Source organism: Anoxybacillus thermarum (assembly GCF_000836725.1).
In the GTDB taxonomy this organism is placed as follows: domain Bacteria; phylum Bacillota; class Bacilli; order Bacillales; family Anoxybacillaceae; genus Anoxybacillus; species Anoxybacillus thermarum.
Genome location: NZ_JXTH01000024.1, coordinates 15,293 through 37,018, shown reverse-complemented (window position 1 = coordinate 37,018; position 21,726 = coordinate 15,293). Strand labels below are relative to the sequence as shown.

The window sequence follows — 21,726 nt, the reverse complement described above, 5'->3', positions numbered from 1 at the left end:
CCCAGTTCGGCATCCAGCAAGAAGGTATACGCCCCCGCCTGCCGATCATAGTAGTAGTTCCGTCGAAACGTCACTTCTCCAAACAGCGTTTGGATCGTGGTCGGCCGTTTGTCTTTCAGCTGATACCGGCGCTTGTCCCGCGCTTCCGCCAGTTGTTGATCAATCTCCTCCAAAAGGGCCGCCAACAAGACAGCGAACACCTTTTGAAGAGTTCTGACTAATTGTTCCTCCAGCCCTTTTAATAAAGGCCATTCTGTGGTAAAATGTTTCATGGACTCTCTCCCTCCTGTTTTATTGATGTTGGTCATCACCATCATAGCAGGGAGAGAGTCCTTTTTGCATGACATTTGCTTTTTTCTACCGCGCTTCGCTTGGTGGCCCCGACGAGCGTCGCGAACAAAAGTTCGCAACCCTCGTCGGGGAATCATTCCTGAATGTCACCCACAAATATTTTACTCACACATTGAAAATAAGCGAACAGTGCCTGGCACTGTTCGCTTTTAAGTTAATTAGTTTTTGCAGCTTAATTGATTCGAAAATACACTTTACCTAACGTACTATCTGATTGTTGGAACATCCACTTTGTATCGTGATCCATAATAAGCTTCCACAATAATTGACCGTAAAAGAAAGCAGCTTTCTGTTTGTTTTGTATCAATTCATAAATTGGATAAAATACATTTCCTTTCCAATGTTTTGGAGGTAAATAACTAGAATTAATTACTTTTTTATTTGCGATAATACTGTTCAGATGATCGGTAATTAAACTAATTTTTTTCTATCCATTCGACTGTAATAAAAATAGAAACTTTTGTAATGAGGCACTTTCGTTATTCTCTTTCCATCAATAGAGTACAACACAAGAACCCCTCCCCCATTCATTTTTTACTTGCATTTAAAACATTGGTACTGTCAAAAGTTTTAAAGACGTACCCCGATTTTTTGTTGATTTTGCGCAATGAATGATAAAAAAGCTTGCCACCCCTGTTGTTTGCGGTACGATTGAGGCAACAACACACACAACCACCCAAACAAAAAGGAGTGACAAGCTTGTTACCCCAATTATTAGCGTATTTGTTTGAAACAATCAAGACCCAATATCAAATCATTGTCTAAAGACACTTGAAAAAATCAAAGAGCGTAAAGATGATCACATCCACAAATGTAAAAACGATGATTGTTCATTTTACCAAGCGAACTTGCGGCGGATGACATCTCGGGAGAAAGAAAAGTTCCAACACGCACCGCACGCCTTTAAAGTGCGGTACATTTATCGTGAGTTCCTTTTTGATTTTCAGCCATTGGCACCGTCGTCGCCAGTGAAAACAAAGGTGGATGTATCACGTCTTTCTGTTTCCTCGCACACCCTAGGGCTCATTTTGACGTATCACGTCAACTATGGGCTTTCCGCCCGAAAAACGGCGAGTATCATGAAAGACGTCCATGGGTTGTCGATTTCCCATCAGACCGTCATCAACTATGCCCATAGCGTCGCGCGGATCATCAAGCCTTTTGTTGATCATTTTCCGTACGAACTGTCCGGCTCTTTTTGTGGCGACGAGACGTATATTCGCGTCAAGGGGCGCTGGCATTACTTGTTTTTTATGTTTGATGCCGTGAAAAAAGTGGTGCTTTCTTATCGTGTCTCCCCGAATCGGGATACGTTTTCTGCCATCCGTGCGATGGATGATGTCCTCAAGAAGCTGCCGTCAATTCCTGAGGATTTGTCCCTGGTCGTGGATGGCAATCCGATCTACTTGTTAGCGCAGCACTTTTTCGCCCAACACGGGATTTCTTTCGATGTCCGCCAAGTCATTGGACTGACGAATGATGATCCCGTGTCCGAGGAATTTCGACCACTCAAACAGATCATTGAACGATTCAATCGAACATTCAAAGGGAACTACCGACCGACTCACGGTTTCGGTGCCGAAGAGGGATCGGTTTCTTTTGTCACGCTCTTTGTGGCCTATTTCAACTTCTTACGCCCACATAGCGCTTTAGAAAAACAGGTACCCGTCGTCATCCCACAGCGAGCTAGCCTTCCACATATGCCTGCGCGTTGGGCGAAGTTGATCGTCATGGCGCAGGAGATGTTGGAACAACAGGCTACTTCCTAAGGACGGATTCGGCGCAGCGAACCCTTGACCATCCGAACCTCGCCGAAGGTAAAATCAGGATAGGGCACAGGCTGCTTTCTTATGCCCTTTTTTCCTGCCCTTGCCCTTACTGACCCTTTCTTCCCTTTAGCGAGTGTTGGTCAAGGGCGAATCCGATTTCACCATCCCCTTTATTTTCCTACAACAAGTCGCTCATCGGCACTTTTCATAGAATTTTTGACGCTACCTTTTTACTATTATTATACCTGTTTCTTCCTTTCGTTGTCATCGTTTGTTAGCATTTTGTCATAACAATCCGTCATCGCAGCGTTGTGAAGGAAAATGGGGTATACTGAAAAACAAATAGAACTGCCATTTTTGCGTATGGAGTGAGAAGCAGTGAAAAAAGAACAAGTGTTGGACTGGAACATTTCATGCAGGAGGGAAATATGTTGAACGCAAATTGGAATTTTGACAACAGTTATGCTCGCTTACCCGAGCGATTTTTTACGAAAATACATCCGACGCCTGTCAGTGATCCAGCGCTTGTTGTGCTCAATCGTTCGCTGGCAGAGGAGCTTGGGCTATGTGTGGAAGCGTTAGCGGGCGATGATGGGGTGAAGGTGTTTGCCGGAAACCGTATTCCAGAAGGGGCGGAGCCGTTAGCACAGGCGTATGCCGGGCATCAGTTTGGACATTTTAATATGCTTGGGGATGGGCGCGCCATTTTGCTTGGCGAGCATGTGGCGCCAAGTGGAGAACGGGTCGATATTCAGCTGAAAGGGTCGGGACGGACGCCGTATTCGCGCGGGGGAGACGGACGTGCGGCGCTCGGGCCAATGCTTCGGGAGTATATCATTAGTGAGGCGATGCATGCCCTTCGTATCCCGACGACGCGCAGTTTAGCCGTTGTGACAACAGGGGAAGTTGTTGTTCGCGAAACAGAGCTTCCTGGGGCGATTTTGACGCGCGTGGCAGCGAGCCATTTGCGTGTCGGGACGTTTCAATATGCGACGCGTTTTTTATCAAAAGAGGAGTTACAGGCGTTAGCGGATTATGCGATAAAGCGGCATTATCCGAACGGTGAACATGCGCCAAACCGCTATCTTTTTTTCCTTGAAGAAGTGATGAAAAAGCAGGCAGCACTTGTTGCGAAATGGCAATTAGTCGGGTTTATTCATGGGGTGATGAACACAGATAATATGACGATTAGCGGAGAAACGATTGATTATGGACCTTGTGCGTTCATTGACGTGTACGATCCAGCAACGGTGTTTAGCTCCATCGACACGCAAGGGCGGTATGCGTATGGAAATCAGCCGTATATCGCTGGGTGGAATATTGCTCGCTTTGCAGAAAGCCTTTTGCCGCTTTTACATGACGTAGAAGAAAAAGCGATCGAACTTGCGCAAAAAGCAATCGCTCAATTTCCAACTCTGTATGAAACGTATTGGCTACAGGGAATGCGCGCAAAACTTGGTCTTTGTACGGAAGAAGAGGAAGATAAACGACTGATTGGCGAGTTGCTTCATCTTATGTACACATATCGTGCCGATTATACGAATACGTTTCGCGCGTTGACGCTAGATGAATGGGAGTTTTGCGAACAACAGTTTCGCGACTGGCATATGCGTTGGCAACAAAGAATTGCCCGTCAAGACGTGACGAAAGATGAAGTGTATGAACGGATGCGTCAAAATAATCCTGCGATTATCCCGCGCAACTACCGCGTGGAAGAAGCGCTGACGGCGGCAGTTGAACATGGAGATGATACGGTCATGGAGCAATTGCTTCATGCGTTGCAACATCCGTATGCGTACACGAAAGAACAAGAACAATATGCTAAACCTCCAGCACCGTCTGATCGTCCGTATCGGACGTTTTGTGGGACGTAAAGGAGCTTCTCTCATATTTGAGGGAAGTTGTTTGTTGTAGAAAGGGACGGGTTTTACATTGTAATGTAAGGTGAAGAAAGGGGAGGGGATCGTGTTTCCGTTTTTATACGACAATTCATACATAACTGTAAAGCTCTCGAAAGGAACGATTGTTTTTCAAGAAGGGGATATGTGTGAGCATGTCGCTTTTATCGTCTCTGGTGTCATTCGGGTCGCAAAAATAGGGGAGAATGGAAAAGAAGTGAATTTATATCGCGTTTGTCGTGGGGAGTCGTGTGTGTTGACCATTTCAAGCGTATTGTCGCATTCACCTTTTCCGGCGACCGCGATTGTAGAAGAAGATGCGGAAGTACTAATTGTTCCGAAAGATACGTTTGCGAAGATGATGACAACAAATGTTGAGCTACAAACGTTCGTTTATGATATGGTGATGAATCGCTTTATGGCGATGATGCAAATGATTGAGCATATTGTATTTGAAAAGATGGATAAGCGCATGATTGAGTTTTTACTTACACGATGCGACAACAGCAAGGCAAACACGATCGAGATGACGCATGAACATATTGCTGTGGAACTTGGAACGGCACGCGAAGTCGTCAGCCGAATATTGAAGCAATTCGAGCGGGAAGGATATATTCAACTAGCGCGTGGGAAAATAAAAATTGTGGACAAAAAAGGGTTATGTGACAAATTTGCAACAATGTGACTTTATCACAGAACGTTTCCCTTTTTTCCTCTATGATTAAAGATAGATAAGAAGAGGGGGGAAAAAGATGAAAGCAAATGTTGGTTCTGTCGATCGCATGATTCGATTCATATTAGGTATTGCACTATTAGGATTATTTTTCCTTGAAGGAAATATAAAATATGTCGGTATTTTAGGAATTGTTCTTATCGCTACGGCATTTATGAGATTTTGTCCACTTTACGTTCCATTTCGGATCAATACGACGAAGAAATAGCTCTATTCATTTTAGTTGAAATCAAATAAGAAGGCGCCTTCAGGACGCCTTCTTTTGCTTAATCTACTTTTAACACAACGCGACCGTTAATTTGTCCTTTTAACATACGATCGAATACATCGTTAATGTTTTCAAGCGGTTGAACTTCGACAAAAGTTAACATTTTGGTTTTGGGGTTGACATCATATAAAGTTTCCGTTTTAGTCATAATTTCGTGCTTCCTTTTTCTTAGTTGCTATGTTAAGATGAAAATGTAAAAAATTGAATAATCGGCAAACTACTCGAAAGGGTAGGACGCAAAGCTATAGGGGCTACGTCTATTGTATAGATATGCCAGCCAGTTGCCCTTCAATGATCAGAAGGCTTTACTGTTGAGCGATAGCTGCCTATATGTTTGTGTTTAGGCAGCTTTTATTTTTACCAACACAGGAGGATGAGACCAACATGAAGGTAACAGTAAGAAAAAAATTAGTGGCGACGTTTCTTTCCGTATTATTGTTGTTTGTTGTCGTAAGTATGTTTACATATAATCGGCTAGAGACAATTGATGAGCAGTATTCAGAAGCGATGAAAAAAGGATTTGAACGGATTACTCTCGTTACAAACATGCAAAATGCGATGTTGCGTGAACAAATTGCTGTACGAGGGTATTTAATTAATGGAAAACCGGAAAGCTTAACCGCATTCGAGCAAGCAGCGAGCGAGTTTTCGACTAACCAAGAAAAAATGGAGTCATTACAGCTAGAGGGTAAAGGAAAGCAGGCCATTGACCTTTTAGTGAAAGCTGAACAAGAGTATCGCGACCTTGCGAAACAAGCGATCGATTTTTACAAGCAAGGTCAAATGGATGAAATTTCACGCTTAATGAAAGAGCGAGGAAATGCCATTACGGTCGAAGTGACAGATGCAGGGGAACAAGCGCGGGCAGTGCAAGGGGAACATTTGCAACAAATGAGCGCGATGTTGTCTAAACAAGCGAAAGATATGAAGTATATGACGCTTATTACAATCGGCATCGCTTTTCTTGTGAGCATCGCAATCGCACTATATATTAGCGAAAAAATTTCAAGACCTGTTCAACAAATTTCCGAACATGCCGAAAAAATTGCGCACGGCGATTTGTCAGTTGATGATATTCATGTAGCAAATCGTGATGAAATTGGTCAATTAGCAAAATCGTTTAACCAAATGGTTCACAATTTGAAACAGCTTATTCAACAAGTAAGCACAGCGACTGAGCATGTGTCTGCTTCTGCTCAAGAGTTGATGGCAAGTGCTGAACAGGCAAGCGCAGCGACAGAAGAGGTGACGACAGCGATCCAAGAAGTAGCCCAAGGAGCAGAAATGCAAGAAAAACATGCGGAGGAGAGTTCGCAAGCTATCGGTGAAATGGTGGCAGGAATTGAGCGCATGGCTCAAACAGCAACCGTCGTGGCGAACTCCGCAACAGAAACGACAAAACAAGCTACTGTTGGCCAGCAATATTTACAACAAGTTGTGACGCAAATGAATACGATTAACGAATCAACAAACGAAACAAATGTAGTTATTAAAGAGTTAAATGAGAAGTCGGCCCAAATTGGAAAAATTGTTGACGTCATCGTCGGTATTGCTGAACAAACGAATTTATTGGCACTTAACGCAGCGATTGAAGCGGCACGTGCCGGAGAACACGGAAAAGGATTTGCGGTCGTGGCGGATGAAGTGCGTAAACTCGCAGAGCAATCTCGCGAATCGGCAAATCAAATTGCGCAATTAATTGAGATGATTCAACAAAATACAGGTTATGTTGTGCATATTGTCGGCAAAGGAACGGAAGAAGTGAAACAAGGAACAAAATTAGTGGAGCAGACAGGAACGTTCTTTGGACAAATTTTGCGTTCCATTGAACAAGTGAATGCACAAATCCAAGAACTATCAGCGATTTCAGAACAAATGTCGGCAGGCGTTCATCAAGTACATGCTTCAATGGATGAAGTATCGTCTATTGCGAAACGGTTTGTTGAACGGACGACCGAAGTTTCTGCTTCTTCTGAAGAACAGCTTGCTTCAAGTGAAGAAGTGACGTCCGCAGCCACATCGTTAGCCGAATTGGCGGAGCAATTGCGCAATGCTGTTGCAACGTTTAAAGTATAGTTTGAAAAGGTGTCCCGTCATTGTGGTGGGACACCTTCATTTTACTAGGATTTTCTTCTTTTACTTTGGCGAATGCCAGCTGCTTCAGCGCGTGCTTGTGCCTCTAAATCTTCATGATCAGCCAGTTCTGTAGAAAACTCTACATCATAGCCGTCTGATTTCATTGTTTTTGGTACTTGAGGCATCGTCGATTTGTTTTTATCTCGCGTTTTTTGACCGCGTGAACGACCCATCACTATTCCCTCCTCTTTGCTCATCTCGTTAGTAGCATGTGATGAACGATGGAAAAAATGAATGGAGAATGTTGTTAATGACGAGCATGTTTGTCGGTAAACCCACCGGCTTGGTCCGCGCGTTTGAAATCGCGGGCGTATGTCACTTCTTGTGCGCTAGAGAGCGTACTTTTTGTTTTTTCACGTTTCTTTTTGTCAGGCATATGTATCCCTCGCTTTTATAAAAATGTCACGTTAACATTATGAACAGAAAAGTAAAAAATTATCCAAATAAAAAAACCTGTTCGCACAGAACAGGTTATGCTTCTTTTCGCTGTTGTTCATCGTCAAGCTTTTGTTGGCGCATCGCATACAACGTATAGTTGTCCTTTGAAATTTCATATAGATTATATATATCTTCGCCTTGGTTTATTGCTTCCCATAATTGCTTTCTTGTTTCATTAGCAAGGGTGACGTAAGGAAGTTTTTCAGCGGCTTTTGTGGAGCGGACGTTGACTTTGCGAATGCGCATGAAGATCGTGTTGATGGAACGTTCGTAAAACAGTTCATTAAAGAAGGCGTCTTTTGCGATTTGATTGTAACCTTTCCCATGATACGGTTTTCCAAGCCATGTGCCTAAAAAACCAGCGCCATCTTCAATGTCAAATAAGTTAATCGTTCCAATCGGATTGCCCCACTCATCTAAAATGGTGCGCGAAATGAGTTCACCGCGTTCTTCGGCTTCAATCGTTTGCTTCGTTATAAACAAAAATTCTTCGTATGAATTTGCTTTATGGCGCACGAAAGGGAAGACGTCTGGGTGCACCATAAGCTCATATAACGCTTGGCAATCTTGTAATTCGCGTTTTTTTAACATCGAATCTCCCTCCATTCACGAGGGCAGTCGACCATAGGGAACGAGCCACCCTCGAAATTTTTTAATTTATGCAAATCAAAAAATTTCGGGGTGGGAATCGAACCCACTAGAACCAGCGCATGGCTGGTGGCGCACCATTTGCCTTCCCTTACTGTCGCATCGATATATAGTTTTGAACGTATATTTCGCATATAACCTTTTATATCATACTTGAAACAGTGTAAAAAATAAATAGTTTTTTTGTTAATTTTTTTTGTATATTATTTCACCATTAATCATTGTAAATATAGGGGTTGCAACATAGTGAAACGGATGGTAATTCCAAACGACAATATCGGCATCTTTTCCAACCTCTAAGCTGCCGACACGGTTGTCTACTCCTAAATTACGTGCTGGTAAAATCGTAATGCCTTCGAGCGCTTTTTGTTCATCAAGCCCTTCGCGCACAGCGATGGCAGCGCAAATGTGTAAATATTGAATTGGCGTGTACGGATGGTCTGTAGTAATAGAGACGTGAACACCTGCATCACATAAAATTTTGTATGTTTTCCAACTTTTATTTTTTAACTCTACTTTGGATCGGCGTGTTAGTGTTGGTCCAACAGAAACTTGTAAGTTGCGTCCTTGTAGCTCCTCAGCGATTAAATGTCCTTCTGTACAATGTTCGATGCGTAAATCAAGCCCAAACTCGTCGGCTAGGCGAATGGCGGATAAAATATCATCAGCGCGATGGGCGTGAACACGAATCGGAATTTCACGATTTAATGCTTGAATGATCGGGATCGTGCGAAAATCGCGCGGCCAATCGCTATATTTCGCGTTGTAAAACGTTTCGCGAAGCATTCCCATAATGCCCATGCGGGTAAGTGACTCTTTATTCCCTTGGCTATGCATTCGTTTCGGGTTTTCACCAAGGGCGATTTTTAAGCCAGCTGGTTGTTTAATAATCATGTTTTCGACATTTTTCCCATACGTCTTAATGACTGCCGTCGTTCCACCGATGACATTCGCACTTCCGGGCATAATATGAACCGTTGTAATGCCGTGTTCAATCGCATCCCGAAAGCCGGGGTCGAGCGGATATACGCTATCAATAGCACGTACATGTGGAGTCATCGTTTCAATCGTTTCATTTGCATCGTTACCTGCCCATCCGGTTCCTTCATCATACAAACCGAGATGCGTATGCACATCAATGAAACCAGGGAAAACATATTTTCCAGATACATCGATCACTTCTGTTCCTTCGTGAACAGGAAGATCATAACCAATATGTGTGATTTTCCCGTTTTCAATACGTACATCTGCCCCCTTCATCGGAGGAGAAGTAATTGGATATACGGTCCCGTATTTGAGCAATATGCTTTTCATTCCAAGAAGCTCCTTTATTTCTTTTTCGTATAGTGTATTCGTCACGATTTTAGTATGTTCGCTAGCGCTCGATCAATAGTGGGGAATGCAAAATGATATCCTGCTTGAAGTAGTTTTTCAGGGATGATACGTTGTCCTTCTAGCACAAGCATGCTCATTTCCCCCAATAATACTTTTAGAGCGAAGGCTGGAACAGGGAGCCAATGTGGGCGATGTAATATGTTTGCCACCGTTTTTCCAAACTGCTCCATCGTTACAGGATATGGAGCGGTGACGTTAATCGGGCCTGATACGTTTTCGTGTCGAATAACAAAATCGATGGCACCAACGACGTCCTCTATATGCACCCATGACATCCATTGTTTACCGTGTCCAATCGTTCCACCAATGAACCATTTGTAAGGAAGAACGATGCGTGGAAGAGCCCCACCGTTTCTTCCTAAAATAATGCCGAAACGCATAAACACCGTTCGGACACCGATCTCTTCCATGCGTCGTCCAGCTTCTTCCCATCGTTTTACGGTTTGAGCTAAAAAGTCTGTTCCTGTCCTTTCATTTCGCTCTGTAAACGTCTGATCAAGGGACGTGCCATAAATGCCAATGGCACTCGCTTGAATGACAACGTTTGGCTTTTGTTTCATATTGGAGATGAGGTCATGTATTGCATTTGTTGCTTGTAATCGGCTTTCTACAATGGCTCGCTTTCTCGCTTCGTTCCACCGTCCACTATTAATCGATTCACCAGCTAGATTAATGACAACATCGATCGAAGGCAATTGTTCGATAGGATTTGCACCGTCTGTTAGCCATTGCACATAATGAACATACGGATCGTTCTCCCGTTTTTGAGCGTTTCGCGTTAATATATACATATGATGGCCATTTCGTGTAAAATATGTCGTCAATGCTTTACCGACAAATCCGGTTCCTCCAGCAATTAAAATATTCATTATTTTCCCTCCTTTCCTTATATTATGCGTTTTTTAAAAAGAAAAAGAAAGAAAAGGTGTGTTCAACGATGCGAATTGAAAAAATTGAAGTAGATAAAAAAAATGCTGAACGTTTTTACGTCCATCTTGTCAAAGAAGATGGAGAGAAACAACTCGTTTCTGTTGATCAAGATGTATTGATTGAGTATCGGCTGAAAAAAGGAATGACAGTAACAGAAAAGCAATGGATGGAAATGATAAAAAAAGATGACGAAACAAAAGCATATAAGATGGCGCTTCGTTTTTTAGCTTACCGTATGCGTTCGAAACAAGAAGTTACGGATTATCTAGAAAAAAAAGGAGTAGATCGTGGGACGATTGAACGAGTAATTGGGAAGCTACAAAATGAGCGATATATAGACGATGAACAATTTGCACATGCGTACGTGCAAACGCAAGTAAATACGACGATGAAAGGACCTTATGTCATTTATAAAGAGCTGATAGATAAAGGAATATGTGAAGATGCGATTGCGAAAGCGATGGAGCGTTATACGGAAGAGATGCAACAGGATAAAGCGATGAAGTGGGTTGAAAAAGTAAATAAACAATCAAAAAAACGATCATATCAAGAGCAAAAAGCGTACATAGCGCAACTGCTGCATATGAAAGGTTTTCCTGTCCATATCGTTGAGAGGATAAAGCAACAGATCACTTTAAACGATGAAGAACAATGGGAAGCGCTCGTATATCATGGAGAAAAATCACATCGTCGCTATGAAACATATGACCGTTATACGTACGAACAAAAAATGAAACAAGCACTATACCGAAAAGGGTTTCCGCTTTCGTTAATTGAGAAATTTTTGGAAAAGAAAAAGGAGGATTAATTCCTCCTATTCAACGATTATTTCTGGTTGGCGTTTGTATTCATTTACGACCGTTTCCGCTACTTGTTTAGGAGAACGAAGACGAGAGCGATCTTGAATATGGTTGCAATCGTCCCAAAAAGGTGTGTTCATCCCACCCATATATACAGCGGTGACGGCAACGTTCGTTTCCGCAAGCTCCTTTACAAGACTTTCGCTAAATCCACGTACAGCAAATTTACTTGCGACATATACACTTTCATTTACTTTGCCGCGCAAACCAGCCGTCGAAATAATGTTCATAATATTTGCTTCCTGCAACGTCTTAAAATACGGAAGAAACGCTTTTGTCATATATATTGTGCCTTTGACGTTAATGTCGATCATTTCATGAATATGTTGCTCCGTCATTTGCTCAAGCGGTCCGAAATGACCGACACCTGCATTGTTAATGAGCATCGTTATGTTATGCTTCTGACAAAGCGTTTCAGCCGCTTTATGCACTTGTTCATTATTTGTAATATCAAGAGAAAAAGCGACTGCTTTTCCTCCAAAAGATTCGATTTGTTTTTGAACAGATTGTAGGGGCTCCTTTCTTCTCCCAACTAAAATGATTTCGTACCCTCGTTGTGCATATAAAAGGGCAAGTTCTTTTCCAAGACCCGTTCCAGCCCCTGTGATGATGATACTTTCCATTACTTTCATCCTTTCGTATATTATATATTCACAACAATATGGAAAACGTATACATAAGCAGTTGTCAAGAAGTAGTCAAATGTTATTGTGAATATATGCACAAACATATGGTATAATGTCTTATGTCATTATATTACAACAAAGAAAGGGGAACAATATGAGCTTTTTACAAGTGATTACAGCTTCTACACCGGTATTAGCTGTCTTTCTTTTTCTCGTTTTATTGCGTTTACCGGCGGCAAAAGCGATGCCGATTAGTTTTCTTATTACTGTTATTTTATCATTATTTGTTTGGAAAATGCCCAGCATTCAAGTGGCAGCTGCAACGATTGAAGGTGTTATTGTAGCTATTTCGATTTTGTGGATTATTTTCGGTGCGATTTTGTTGTTAAATACGTTGACGAAAAGTGGAGCGATGGATACGATTCGAAGCGGATTTTTAGGCATTACGCGCGACCGGCGTGTGCAAGTCATCATTATCGCATGGTTGTTTGGGGCATTTATTGAAGGAGCAGCAGGATTTGGGACGCCTGCAGCCATCGGGGCCCCACTTCTTGTTGCTTTAGGGTTTCCGCCACTTGCTGCGGTTGTTGTTGCGCTTGTCGCAGATAGTAGTCCTGTTTCGTTCGGAGCTGTCGGAACACCAATTATTGTCGGGGTAGACCAAGGGCTTCGCGAAGGAAATTCTGTTGCCCAACAAGTGCAACAAGTGATCGGCACAGCCGATTTATCTACGTTTCTTCAAACGCTCGCAAAACAAGCCGTGTCGTTTGACATTGTAATCGGTACGTTCATTCCGCTTATTTTAGTGCTTATTTTAACGCGCTTTTTTGGAGAAAATCGTTCGTGGAAAGAAGGATTCGAAATTTGGAAGTTCGCTTTATTTGCGGGGCTTAGCTTTACACTTCCAGCCTTTCTCGTTGCTTCTTTTCTCGGACCAGAGTTTCCTTCCATGATCGGTGGATTAATCGGCTTGGCGATCGTTGTCCCAGCGGCGAAAAAAGGATTTTTATTGCCAAAAGAGCCATGGGATTTTAAGAAAACAGATGGAATACAACATGTTGCGAACGTACAAAAAAATGAAATGCCTCTTTTACTTGCATGGATGCCGTATGTTCTTGTGGCGATTATTTTAGTGTTGACACGTTTGCAAAACTTGCCGTTAAAAGCATGGTTACGTTCTGTGAAAGTACAGTTCAACAACATTTTAGGAACAAACATTAGTACATCGATTGAACCGTTATATTTGCCAGGAACGATTTTCCTTGTCGTCATCTTTATTACGATTTTTATGCATAAAATGAAGCGAGAAGATGTCGTGGCAACGATGAAAGAATCGGCATATACGCTGATCGGTAGTGCCATTGCGCTCGGAACAGCTGTGCCGATGGTGCGCATTTTTATTAACTCTGGTGTAAACGATGCAGGGCTTGCTAGTATGCCAATTGAGTTAGCGTCGATGGTCGCCGGGGCAGTAGGGGCTGCTTGGCCGTTAGTTGCTCCTTTGATTGGGGCTCTTGGTTCGTTTATTTCCGGTAGTGCGACGTTTAGTAATATGATGTTTTCTTTATTCCAATTTAGCATTGCTGATCAAATTCAAGTGCCTCATCATATCGTCATCGCTGGCCAAATGTTAGGGGCGAATGCAGGTAACATGGTTTGTGTATTAAACGTTGTTGCAGCGGCTTCCGTTGTTGGTCTAGCTGGGAAAGAAGGAACGATCATTCGTATGACCCTCATCCCGATGCTTTATTACGTATTGATGACTGGAATATTTATCCTTCTCTTGATCTATGTATTTTAGCTTCACTTTATGATACGATGAAAATGAAGTTGTCATAAAGTGGAGTGGGGAGAATGGATCAAAAACGATATAGTGAAATGAACGAATGGGAATTAAAACAAGAGATCGCCACATTAACTGAAAAAGCACGAAAAGCAGAACAAATGGGAATGGTAAACGAATATGCTGTGTATGAGCGGAAAATTGCCATGGCTAAAGCATACTTATTAAATCCCGATGACTTTCCACCGGGAGAATTTTACGAAATTGAAGGAGATCCGCAGTCGTTATTTAAACTTCAATATATAAACGGCGTATTCGCATGGGGGTATCGTTTGAATGATCCGAACACCGAAGTGGCGTTGCCCATTTCATTGCTAAAGAAAAGAGGTTGACGCGTTCGTCAACCTCTTTTTCATTATATTTTCCGTTTGCTTACTTCAGAATGTAAAATCATTAAACTTTGTGATTGTTGTGTTTCGCCATTTACTTGGGCATGGGCGTGTTTCGGGTTTGCCCATGGTTGTGGGAACGGATCGGGATAGCGGTTATCATAAAATTTTTTTCGCCAATGTTTACCCATTTTATTCCTCCTCGATGTCGCCTCGTTTACTGGACGCGTGCATTCGTTCTTGAGGGTGCGTATTAATCGTGCCGTTTGCACGTTTTGATGCGTACTCTGCTTTTGCGCGTGGCTCGCCTTCTAATTTTTCATTGTTTTGATTCGGAAAGCCTCGTTCTTTGTTGCCCAATGTTAGTCCCCCCAGCCGTTCATTTCGTGCTTTTTGAGCACACGTATAGTATTCGTTAATAAACGTCTATTTATGAACGAGCATGCTTGCTTTAGCTTGGAATAAGTTCTAATTTTTTGCGCAATTTCTTTTCGCTAAAAATCCATCCTGTATATGAGCTAACAATATTTAGGTCGAGATCAAGTTGTACGACTGCCACAAACGGATAATAATTTTTGCTTCGGTAACGCAAGTCGATGAAACGCACTTCATAATGATCGTTATACTCATGAATTTCCCAACGATATACAGGGGAAAACGATAAAAATGCAGCTAAATTTTCATCTTGTTTTGCTTTTTGAATGATTGGGATGTCTGGAATCGGACATTTTTCGAATATGTCGAGTACATCAATTGTCCCGTTTTGCGCGCGCACAACGTAAAAATGGTTTGATGTCGTGACAGCTAAATGCCATTCGTTCCATTTTATTGTCGGAACGGTAATGACTTGTTCAACATCCGGAAACATTTGTTTCAACTTGCGTTTTATTGCTTGTTGTTGGCGAAAACGAATGATATAGTAACCAATGAGCACGACATATACAGCTAGAAACGTGTACCCCGCATGATGTCCGTTTAGCCATAAGACAATACCAGCTAAGTGGATGATAAAAATAAACGGGTCGAACGTGTTAATGATGCCGAGCGCGACCCATTTCTTTGAAAACGGACGTAATGCTTGTGTGCCATATGAATTAAAAATGTCGACAAACACATGTACGCTAACGGCGATGAATGTCCAAAGGGCTACATGGAAAAAAGACGTGTCATATATATAAAAGAGAGTGACGCTAATGAGCAATGTCCAAATGAACAAAGCTGGAATGGAATGTGTCATGCCGCGATGATTGCGAATATATTTAGCGTTATTTTTTAATTTAAAAACGGTATCAATATCAGGTGCTTGTGAACCGACGAGCGTGCCGATAAGCACGGCATGCGCAAGCGTCGGATCGTTAGCGATCGCTGGATCGAACGTAGCTAATCCACCTAATGCAAACCCCATTAAAACGTGTGTACCTGTATCCAAATAAAAGGCCTCCTTTTTCTGATTGGACTTACTTTTAGTTTACCACCTTGGAGGAATGAACGTGAAAGAAAATGTACAACAAATATTGGCTCATTTTCATATTAAGCAGTTTCAACATGATTTAATTCATTGGTTTCAAACAGAGCAACGCGATTTACCGTGGCGAAAAGATAAAGATCCTTACAAAATATGGGTATCTGAAGTGATGCTTCAACAAACGCGAGTCGATACAGTCATCCCTTACTTTTATCATTTTATCGAAAAGTTTCCGACTTTAGACTCCTTAGCTGAAGCAGAGGAAGAAGAAGTGTTGAAGGCGTGGGAAGGGCTCGGCTATTACTCGCGTATTCGTCATTTGCATGAAGCGGTAAAAGAAGTGAAAGAAAAGTACGGAGGATGTGTACCTGCGTCCAAAGAACAGTTTTCTTCATTGAAAGGGGTTGGGCCTTATACAACAGGGGCGGTGTTAAGCATCGCTTACGGTATTCCTGAACCTGCGGTAGATGGAAATGTTATGCGAGTATTGTCGCGTATTTTTTATATAACAGATGATATTGCGAAAGGAAGTACACGAAAAAAGTTTGAAAACATTGTTTCCAAAATTATTTCACACGACAATCCGTCTGATTTTAATCAAGCGTTAATGGAACTTGGTGCGCTCGTTTGCACGCCGAAAAATCCGAGTTGCTTTCTATGTCCTGTTCAGCGTCATTGTCGGGCGTTTGCCGAAGGGGTGGAAACAGAGCTGCCTGTAAAAACAAAAGGGAAAGCACCGAAACGTATTTCTTTCCGTGCCATTGTGCTTATGAATAAAAAGGGAAATATACTCATTCAAAAACGCCCTCCTCGTGGGTTGTTGGCAAATTTATGGCAATTTCCAAATGATGAACATGCTCCAACACGAAATGATGAAGCATTTGTAAAAGAAATAAGTGAACGATATCATGTCGTCATTCGTTCGATGGAGCGAATCGGTTCATTTGAGCACGTATTTTCCCATGTTGTATGGCATATTGAAGCATATAAAGGGAATGCGCTGGAATTACAAATGGGGGATGAAACGAATAAATGGGTGACGATCGATGAGCTAAAGCAATATGCGTTCCCAGTTATATATCAAAAAATATGGCAAGCGTACGAGTAAAGGCAACAGCCTTTACTCGTAAAATACGCGCGTTCCATTCGTATATGTCGCTTCGTTTCGCTGTAAACCGCCTCTTGCTTCAATTTCTTCCACAATTTCACGATGCATTGTTTGTCCCTCAGCGTTTAAATACGGAGTGACTTGTTGAAGAGCATGATGAAAAAACGCTAACTCGCTATCTTTCCACTGCTGTTTCGGAATCATTTGCAAGGCTGTTAAATCGCGTCCAATATACATTGTTTTCACCTCTTTATGTAGTGTAGAAAGTGAGACAAAAAATTATTCATACGGATATTTTTTAAATAGACGGTACAAAGTAATGAGCGTGGAGGTGAGAATGATGAAGCCAAACAAAACGATTGCAGGAACAAACATTCAACATGTGAAACAGCAAAATGCTGGTCAGTACGGAACAGAGTTTTCAACTGAAACAGATGTTCAACATGTGAAGCAACAAAACGCAAAAGCAGAAGCAAAGAAAAATCAATAACGGGCAAAGGGCATCGGTTTTCGTCCGATGCTCTTTTTCTTCATTGCTTATTAACGGTATAATAGAGGAAAAGGCGTCGAATGAAAGTAGGGAATGAGTATGGAATATCCACAAACAGGGGAGATCATTCAAATTCATAGTTATAAACATGATGGCCGTATCCATCGTGCATGGAAAGAAACCGTTGTGTTAAAAGGAAGCGAAGAAGAAATAATTGGTGGCAACGATCGTACACTTGTGACAGAAGCGGATGGGAGAACGTGGGTGACGCGTGAGCCGGCCATTTGTTTTTTTTATGCAAAACATTGGTTTAACATTATTGCGATGATTCGTGCTGAAGGGGTGTATTACTATTGCAACATTAGCTCGCCTTACGTTTGGGATGGGGAAGCGCTAAAGTATATCGATTATGACTTAGATATTAAAGTATTCCCGAACGGTCAATATGACATATTAGATCGCGATGAATATGAGCGCCATCGCGAACAAATGAACTACCCTGAAATTATTGATAAAGTTTTAAAAAATAATGTTCAAAAATTAATTCAATGGATTAAAGAGAAAAAGGGACCATTTGCTCCTGAAGTAGTTGAACATTGGTATAAAAAGTTTATTATGTGTAGAAAGTGAAAATGATACATACATGAACAAAAAACAACGGTTACTTACTAATGGCCGTTGTTTTTTATTTTTTATAAACAATGATTAAATTTTTTGAATTTTTTTATTGTATTTTTTTAATATTCGTGTAATAATTTGAAACGTAACATAAAAGTTATTTTAAAAATATAAATTTTCTGTATATAAAAGGAGTGGCTTCCGTGGGAGATGAAGCGATTTTACAAGTAAAAAGCTTAAAAACATGCTTTTTCACAGACGAAGGGGAAGTTCCTGCGGTTGATGGCATAGACTTTTACATAAATAAAGGTGAAATTTTAGGCGTTGTCGGTGAATCGGGCTGTGGAAAAAGTGTTACATCGCTCTCTATTATGGGATTGTTGCCAAAAGGAATCGGAAAAATTACAGATGGGGAAATATGGTTTAAAAATGAAAATATTGTGCTAGCATCGGAAAAACGGATGAAAGAAATACGTGGGAATGAAATGGCGATGATTTTCCAAGAGCCGATGACGTCATTAAATCCGCTTTTTACGATCGGCAACCAAATGATTGAAGCGATTCGTATTCATCAAAAAATGAGCAAATTAGAAGCGCGAAAGCGAGCCATTGATATGCTTAAACTTGTCGGTCTACCTCGTGCTGAGGAGATCATCGATGAATATCCGCATCAGCTATCAGGAGGCATGCGACAGCGTGTGATGATTGCGATGGCGATGGTGTGCAATCCATCTTTATTAATTGCAGATGAGCCAACGACTGCTTTAGACGTGACGATTCAGGCGCAAATTTTACATTTGATGAAACAGTTAAACGAACAATTCGGCACAGCGATTATGATGATCACACACGATTTAGGAGTCGTAGCTGAAATGTGTCATCGCGTCGTTGTTATGTATGCAGGAAAAATCATTGAAGAAGGGGATGTTCAAACGATTTTTCGCAATCCAAAACATCCATATACGATTGGACTTATTCGTTCTGTTCCAGATATTCGGGAAAGAAAAGCACGTTTATATTCTATTCCAGGAAGCGTACCGAAGCCGGGCTCGATTAAACAAGGTTGTCGTTTTGCGGCAAGGTGCGAGCAAGCATTTGAGCGGTGCTTTTCCCAAAATCCTGATTTATACGAAGTAGAACAAGGCCATCGCGCGCGTTGTTTTTTGTATACAAAGGAGGAAAACGTCATCCATGAACGAACCGTTACTACAAGTTAAAGGGTTAAAAAAATATTTTCCGATTACGGCAGGCTTGTTTAATAAACAAATCGGTCAAGTGAAAGCGGTCGATGATTTATCGTTCGTTGTTTACAAAGGAGAAACGCTAGGCATTGTCGGGGAGAGCGGCTGTGGAAAATCGACGACGGGGCGTATGCTCATGCGTCTTATTGAGCCAACGGAAGGATCTATTTTATTTGAAAATGAAGAAGTGACAAAACTATCGCCCCTACAATTAAGAAAAGTGCGTCGCGATATGCAAATGATTTTTCAAGATCCGTTTGCATCGCTCAATCCGCGCCATACAGTAGAAAAAATTTTAGAAGAACCGCTGATCGTCCATGGAATTGGTTCAAAGGAAGAGCGACGAAAAAAGGTGCGGGAGATGTTAGAAGTCGTTGGATTAAGTAGCTATCATGCGAAACGTTATCCGCATCAATTTAGCGGAGGACAACGACAACGTATCGGTATCGCTCGCGCATTGATGACGAAACCGAAGCTCATTATCGCGGATGAGCCCGTTTCCGCACTAGATGTGTCCATTCAGGCACAAGTGCTTAACTTACTAGAAGATTTACAAAAAGAGTTTGGTTTAACATATATTTTTATCGCTCACGATCTTGGTGTTGTGCGTCATATTAGCGATCGTGTTGGCGTCATGTATTTAGGACGAATGGTTGAACTTGCTAACAGCGAAGAGCTATATCGCCATCCGAAACATCCGTACACAAAAGCATTGCTTGAAGCTGTTCCGATTCCAGATCCGGAATATAAAAAAGAAAAGCAACTGCTCACCGGGGATTTACCGAGTCCATCAAATCCACCAACAGGTTGCGCTTTTCATACACGATGTCAAGCATGTATGGATATTTGTAAAACGAAAAAACCAGATTGGAAAGACGTTGGAAATGGGCATTACGTCGCCTGCCATCTTTATACATAAAGATGGCTAGGCGATGAAATATATTATTCACTAAGGGGGAAAAGAAATGAAGAAAAAATGGTTATTAACCATGCTTACGTTTCTTCTTGTAGCAGCGACTGCACTTGCAGGTTGCGGCAAGTCGGAACAAACAGGCGGAGACAAGACGGAAGAAGCTGAAAAGCAAACGACGCTCGTCTATGGACGCGGCGGCGACTCTGTTGGGTTAGACCCAGCCACAGTGACAGATGGTGAATCGTTTAAAGTAACAAAAAACATTTTTGACACACTTCTAGACTATAACGATGGTGATACAACGATTCAACCAGCATTAGCGAAAGAATGGACGATTTCTGACGATGGCTTAACGTACACGTTCAAGCTTCGTGAAGGTGTAAAGTTCCATGACGGGACAGATTTTAACGCAGAAGCTGTTGTATTTAACTTTGAACGTTGGGCAAACGGGAATGCAGATACGTTCCCTTATTATGGTTCAATGTTTGGTGGATACAAAAATGATGAAGGGCATGTCATTAAAGAAGTAAAAGCGTTAGATGAACATACGGTGCAGTTCGTTTTAAAACGTCCGCAAGCGCCATTCTTAAAAAATCTGGCGATGGTACCGTTTGCAATCGCTAGCCCGGAAGCAATTAAAAAATATGGCGACAAATTTGGTGAAAATCCTGTTGGTACAGGTCCATTTGTCTTTAAAGAGTGGAAGCGCAATGAACGCATCGTGCTTGAGAAAAATAAGGAATATTGGTTAGAAGGCCATCCAAAACTTGATAAGTTAATTTTCGTATCGATTCCAGACAACTCTGCGCGCCTCAATGCGTTGTTAAAAGGCGAGATTGATATTATGGAAGATTTGAATCCTTCTGATTTAGCTCAAGTAGAAGGAAATAAAGATTTCCAAGTGTTTAAACGTCCTTCGATGAACGTCGGTTATGTCGGATTAACTGTTACACGCGGTCCATTAGGCAACAAACTCGTTCGTCAAGCATTGAATCATGCGGTAGATAAACAAGCGATTATTGATGCGTTTTATGCAGGCCAAGCACAACCGGCGAAAAACCCATTACCGCCAAGCATTCCTGGCTACAACGACGCGATCCAAGACTATCCGTATGATTTAGAAAAAGCAAAACAATTGCTTGCAGAAGCTGGTTATCCAAACGGCTTTGAAATGGAATTATGGGCGATGCCTGTTCCACGTCCATACATGCCAGATGGACAAAAAGTAGCCGAAGCATTACAAGCAAGCTTTGCGAAAATTGGCGTAAAAGCAAAAATCGTTACGTATGAATGGGCGACATACCTAGATAAAGTGGCAAAAGGAGAAGCAGACGCCTTCTTGCTCGGTTGGACGGGCGATAACGGTGATGCAGACAACTTTCTATATGCGTTGCTTGATAAAGATAGCATTGGTAGCAACAACTACACATACTATGCAAACGATGAGTTGCACAACATTTTAATCGAAGCACAAACAGTTAGCGATGAAAACAAACGAAACGAATTGTACAAAAAAGCACAAGAAATTATTAAAGAAGACGCACCATGGATTCCGCTCGTACACTCAACACCGTTATTAGCAGGTAAGGCAAACATTGATGGTTTTAATCCGCATCCGACAGGAACGGATAAATTTACAAAAGTACAGTTTAAATAACATTTGTGTT

Annotated in this window: 24 protein-coding genes, 2 pseudogenes and 1 riboswitch; of the genes and pseudogenes, 14 read left to right on the top strand and 12 right to left on the bottom strand. The window is 41.8% G+C overall.

The annotated features are described in order from the left end of the window. Window positions 1–272: UPF0236 family transposase-like protein (locus LH47_RS07460; protein WP_043966150.1), on the bottom strand; the 272-nt coding region annotated here is incomplete at its 3' end. Between the two features lie 834 nt (window positions 273–1,106). Here LH47_RS07460 and LH47_RS07455 point away from each other — a divergent pair. The 4 genes and pseudogenes from LH47_RS07455 to LH47_RS07440 form a co-directional block, all read left to right on the top strand. Further along, window positions 1,107–2,120 (top strand): annotated as a pseudogene (locus tag LH47_RS07455) (IS6 family transposase); the annotation flags it as partial. 428 nt (window positions 2,121–2,548) lie between these two features. Continuing rightward, window positions 2,549–3,994: a protein adenylyltransferase SelO gene (locus LH47_RS07450; RefSeq protein WP_043966148.1), complete on the top strand. Its 1,446-nt coding sequence runs from the start codon at window positions 2,549–2,551 to the stop codon at window positions 3,992–3,994. A 91-nt stretch (window positions 3,995–4,085) separates the two neighbouring features. Continuing rightward, on the top strand, window positions 4,086–4,703 hold the full coding sequence (locus LH47_RS07445; RefSeq protein WP_043966146.1) for a Crp/Fnr family transcriptional regulator: 618 nt from the start codon (window positions 4,086–4,088) through the stop codon (window positions 4,701–4,703). A gap of 67 nt (window positions 4,704–4,770) precedes the next feature. Next, complete coding sequence (locus tag LH47_RS07440) at window positions 4,771–4,959, top strand: YgaP family membrane protein (protein WP_019418571.1); 189 nt, start codon at window positions 4,771–4,773, stop codon at window positions 4,957–4,959. A gap of 58 nt (window positions 4,960–5,017) precedes the next feature. Here LH47_RS07440 and LH47_RS15955 read toward each other — a convergent pair. Next, window positions 5,018–5,125, bottom strand: a pseudogene (locus LH47_RS15955) (zinc-dependent alcohol dehydrogenase); the annotation flags it as partial. 95 nt (window positions 5,126–5,220) lie between these two features. After that, window positions 5,221–5,308, top strand: a riboswitch (cyclic di-GMP riboswitch). Between the two features lie 95 nt (window positions 5,309–5,403). Between LH47_RS15955 and LH47_RS07435 the strand changes: the two are divergent. After that, window positions 5,404–7,095 carry a methyl-accepting chemotaxis protein gene (locus LH47_RS07435; RefSeq protein WP_043966144.1) on the top strand — a complete coding sequence of 564 codons (1,692 nt, stop codon included), beginning with the start codon at window positions 5,404–5,406 and terminating at the stop codon, window positions 7,093–7,095. A 44-nt stretch (window positions 7,096–7,139) separates the two neighbouring features. Here the strand turns inward: LH47_RS07435 and LH47_RS07430 are convergent, their stop codons facing one another. The 5 genes from LH47_RS07430 to LH47_RS07410 form a co-directional block, all read right to left on the bottom strand. Next, window positions 7,140–7,328: a YfhD family protein gene (locus LH47_RS07430; protein ID WP_043966142.1), complete on the bottom strand. Its 189-nt coding sequence runs from the start codon at window positions 7,326–7,328 to the stop codon at window positions 7,140–7,142. Between the two features lie 74 nt (window positions 7,329–7,402). Then, window positions 7,403–7,531 (bottom strand): YfhE family protein, encoded by a 129-nt coding sequence (locus LH47_RS15160; RefSeq protein WP_075039570.1) that lies wholly within the window; start codon window positions 7,529–7,531, stop codon window positions 7,403–7,405. Between the two features lie 95 nt (window positions 7,532–7,626). After that, a complete protein-coding gene (locus LH47_RS07425) occupies window positions 7,627–8,184 on the bottom strand; it encodes a GNAT family N-acetyltransferase (RefSeq protein ID WP_043966140.1) in 558 nt (185 codons plus the stop codon). Between the two features lie 243 nt (window positions 8,185–8,427). Then, entirely contained in the window at window positions 8,428–9,555 is a 1,128-nt protein-coding gene (locus LH47_RS07415) for an amidohydrolase (RefSeq protein WP_043966137.1), read from the bottom strand. A 41-nt stretch (window positions 9,556–9,596) separates the two neighbouring features. Continuing rightward, window positions 9,597–10,505 carry a TIGR01777 family oxidoreductase gene (locus LH47_RS07410; protein ID WP_043966134.1) on the bottom strand — a complete coding sequence of 303 codons (909 nt, stop codon included), beginning with the start codon at window positions 10,503–10,505 and terminating at the stop codon, window positions 9,597–9,599. 68 nt (window positions 10,506–10,573) lie between these two features. Between LH47_RS07410 and recX the strand changes: the two genes are divergently transcribed. Then, the gene (recX, locus tag LH47_RS07405) at window positions 10,574–11,374 is read left to right on the top strand and encodes a recombination regulator RecX (protein ID WP_043966132.1); all 801 of its coding nucleotides are present in this window, start codon (window positions 10,574–10,576) and stop codon (window positions 11,372–11,374) included. 6 nt (window positions 11,375–11,380) lie between these two features. Here recX and LH47_RS07400 read toward each other — a convergent pair whose 3' ends face one another. Next, window positions 11,381–12,049, bottom strand: a complete 669-nt coding sequence (locus LH47_RS07400; RefSeq protein WP_043966130.1) for an SDR family NAD(P)-dependent oxidoreductase — start codon at window positions 12,047–12,049, stop codon at window positions 11,381–11,383. Window positions 12,050–12,206: 157 nt separating this feature from the next. Here LH47_RS07400 and LH47_RS07395 point away from each other — a divergent pair, with 157 nt between their 5' ends. Further along, complete coding sequence (locus LH47_RS07395) at window positions 12,207–13,853, top strand: L-lactate permease (protein ID WP_043966128.1); 1,647 nt, start codon at window positions 12,207–12,209, stop codon at window positions 13,851–13,853. A gap of 53 nt (window positions 13,854–13,906) precedes the next feature. After that, window positions 13,907–14,227: a YfhH family protein gene (locus tag LH47_RS07390; protein ID WP_043966127.1), complete on the top strand. Its 321-nt coding sequence runs from the start codon at window positions 13,907–13,909 to the stop codon at window positions 14,225–14,227. A 23-nt stretch (window positions 14,228–14,250) separates the two neighbouring features. Here LH47_RS07390 and LH47_RS15155 read toward each other — a convergent pair whose 3' ends face one another. The 3 genes from LH47_RS15155 to LH47_RS07380 all read right to left on the bottom strand — a co-directional run bounded on the left by LH47_RS15155 (window position 14,251) and on the right by LH47_RS07380 (window position 15,653). Then, complete coding sequence (locus LH47_RS15155) at window positions 14,251–14,415, bottom strand: YpzG family protein (RefSeq protein ID WP_084221279.1); 165 nt, start codon at window positions 14,413–14,415, stop codon at window positions 14,251–14,253. Between the two features lies 1 nt (window position 14,416). Then, a complete protein-coding gene (locus LH47_RS07385; protein WP_003397928.1) occupies window positions 14,417–14,584 on the bottom strand; it encodes a small, acid-soluble spore protein K in 168 nt (55 codons plus the stop codon). Window positions 14,585–14,675: 91 nt separating this feature from the next. Beyond that, window positions 14,676–15,653: a metal-dependent hydrolase gene (locus LH47_RS07380; protein ID WP_043966124.1), complete on the bottom strand. Its 978-nt coding sequence runs from the start codon at window positions 15,651–15,653 to the stop codon at window positions 14,676–14,678. 55 nt (window positions 15,654–15,708) lie between these two features. Here LH47_RS07380 and mutY point away from each other — a divergent pair, with 55 nt between their 5' ends. Beyond that, window positions 15,709–16,797: an A/G-specific adenine glycosylase gene (mutY, locus tag LH47_RS07375; RefSeq protein WP_043966122.1), complete on the top strand. Its 1,089-nt coding sequence runs from the start codon at window positions 15,709–15,711 to the stop codon at window positions 16,795–16,797. 12 nt (window positions 16,798–16,809) lie between these two features. On the opposite strand, the gene LH47_RS07370 is transcribed toward mutY, so the two are convergent. Next, window positions 16,810–17,034 carry a hypothetical protein gene (locus LH47_RS07370; protein WP_021095759.1) on the bottom strand — a complete coding sequence of 75 codons (225 nt, stop codon included), beginning with the start codon at window positions 17,032–17,034 and terminating at the stop codon, window positions 16,810–16,812. A 100-nt stretch (window positions 17,035–17,134) separates the two neighbouring features. Here LH47_RS07370 and LH47_RS07365 point away from each other — a divergent pair, with 100 nt between their 5' ends. The 5 genes from LH47_RS07365 to LH47_RS07345 all read left to right on the top strand — a co-directional run bounded on the left by LH47_RS07365 (window position 17,135) and on the right by LH47_RS07345 (window position 21,716). Continuing rightward, window positions 17,135–17,287, top strand: a complete 153-nt coding sequence (locus tag LH47_RS07365; protein ID WP_009360856.1) for a gamma-type small acid-soluble spore protein — start codon at window positions 17,135–17,137, stop codon at window positions 17,285–17,287. A 99-nt stretch (window positions 17,288–17,386) separates the two neighbouring features. Beyond that, complete coding sequence (gene ntdP, locus LH47_RS07360) at window positions 17,387–17,917, top strand: nucleoside tri-diphosphate phosphatase (RefSeq protein ID WP_043966120.1); 531 nt, start codon at window positions 17,387–17,389, stop codon at window positions 17,915–17,917. Window positions 17,918–18,108: 191 nt separating this feature from the next. Next, window positions 18,109–19,122 (top strand): ABC transporter ATP-binding protein, encoded by a 1,014-nt coding sequence (locus LH47_RS07355; protein WP_043966118.1) that lies wholly within the window; start codon window positions 18,109–18,111, stop codon window positions 19,120–19,122. Continuing rightward, window positions 19,097–20,065: an ABC transporter ATP-binding protein gene (locus tag LH47_RS07350; protein WP_043966116.1), complete on the top strand. Its 969-nt coding sequence runs from the start codon at window positions 19,097–19,099 to the stop codon at window positions 20,063–20,065. Before LH47_RS07355 ends, LH47_RS07350 begins: the two co-directional genes overlap by 26 nt. Window positions 20,066–20,111: 46 nt before the next feature. Then, window positions 20,112–21,716 (top strand): ABC transporter substrate-binding protein, encoded by a 1,605-nt coding sequence (locus tag LH47_RS07345; RefSeq protein WP_043966114.1) that lies wholly within the window; start codon window positions 20,112–20,114, stop codon window positions 21,714–21,716. Window positions 21,717–21,726: the final 10 nt, after the last annotated feature.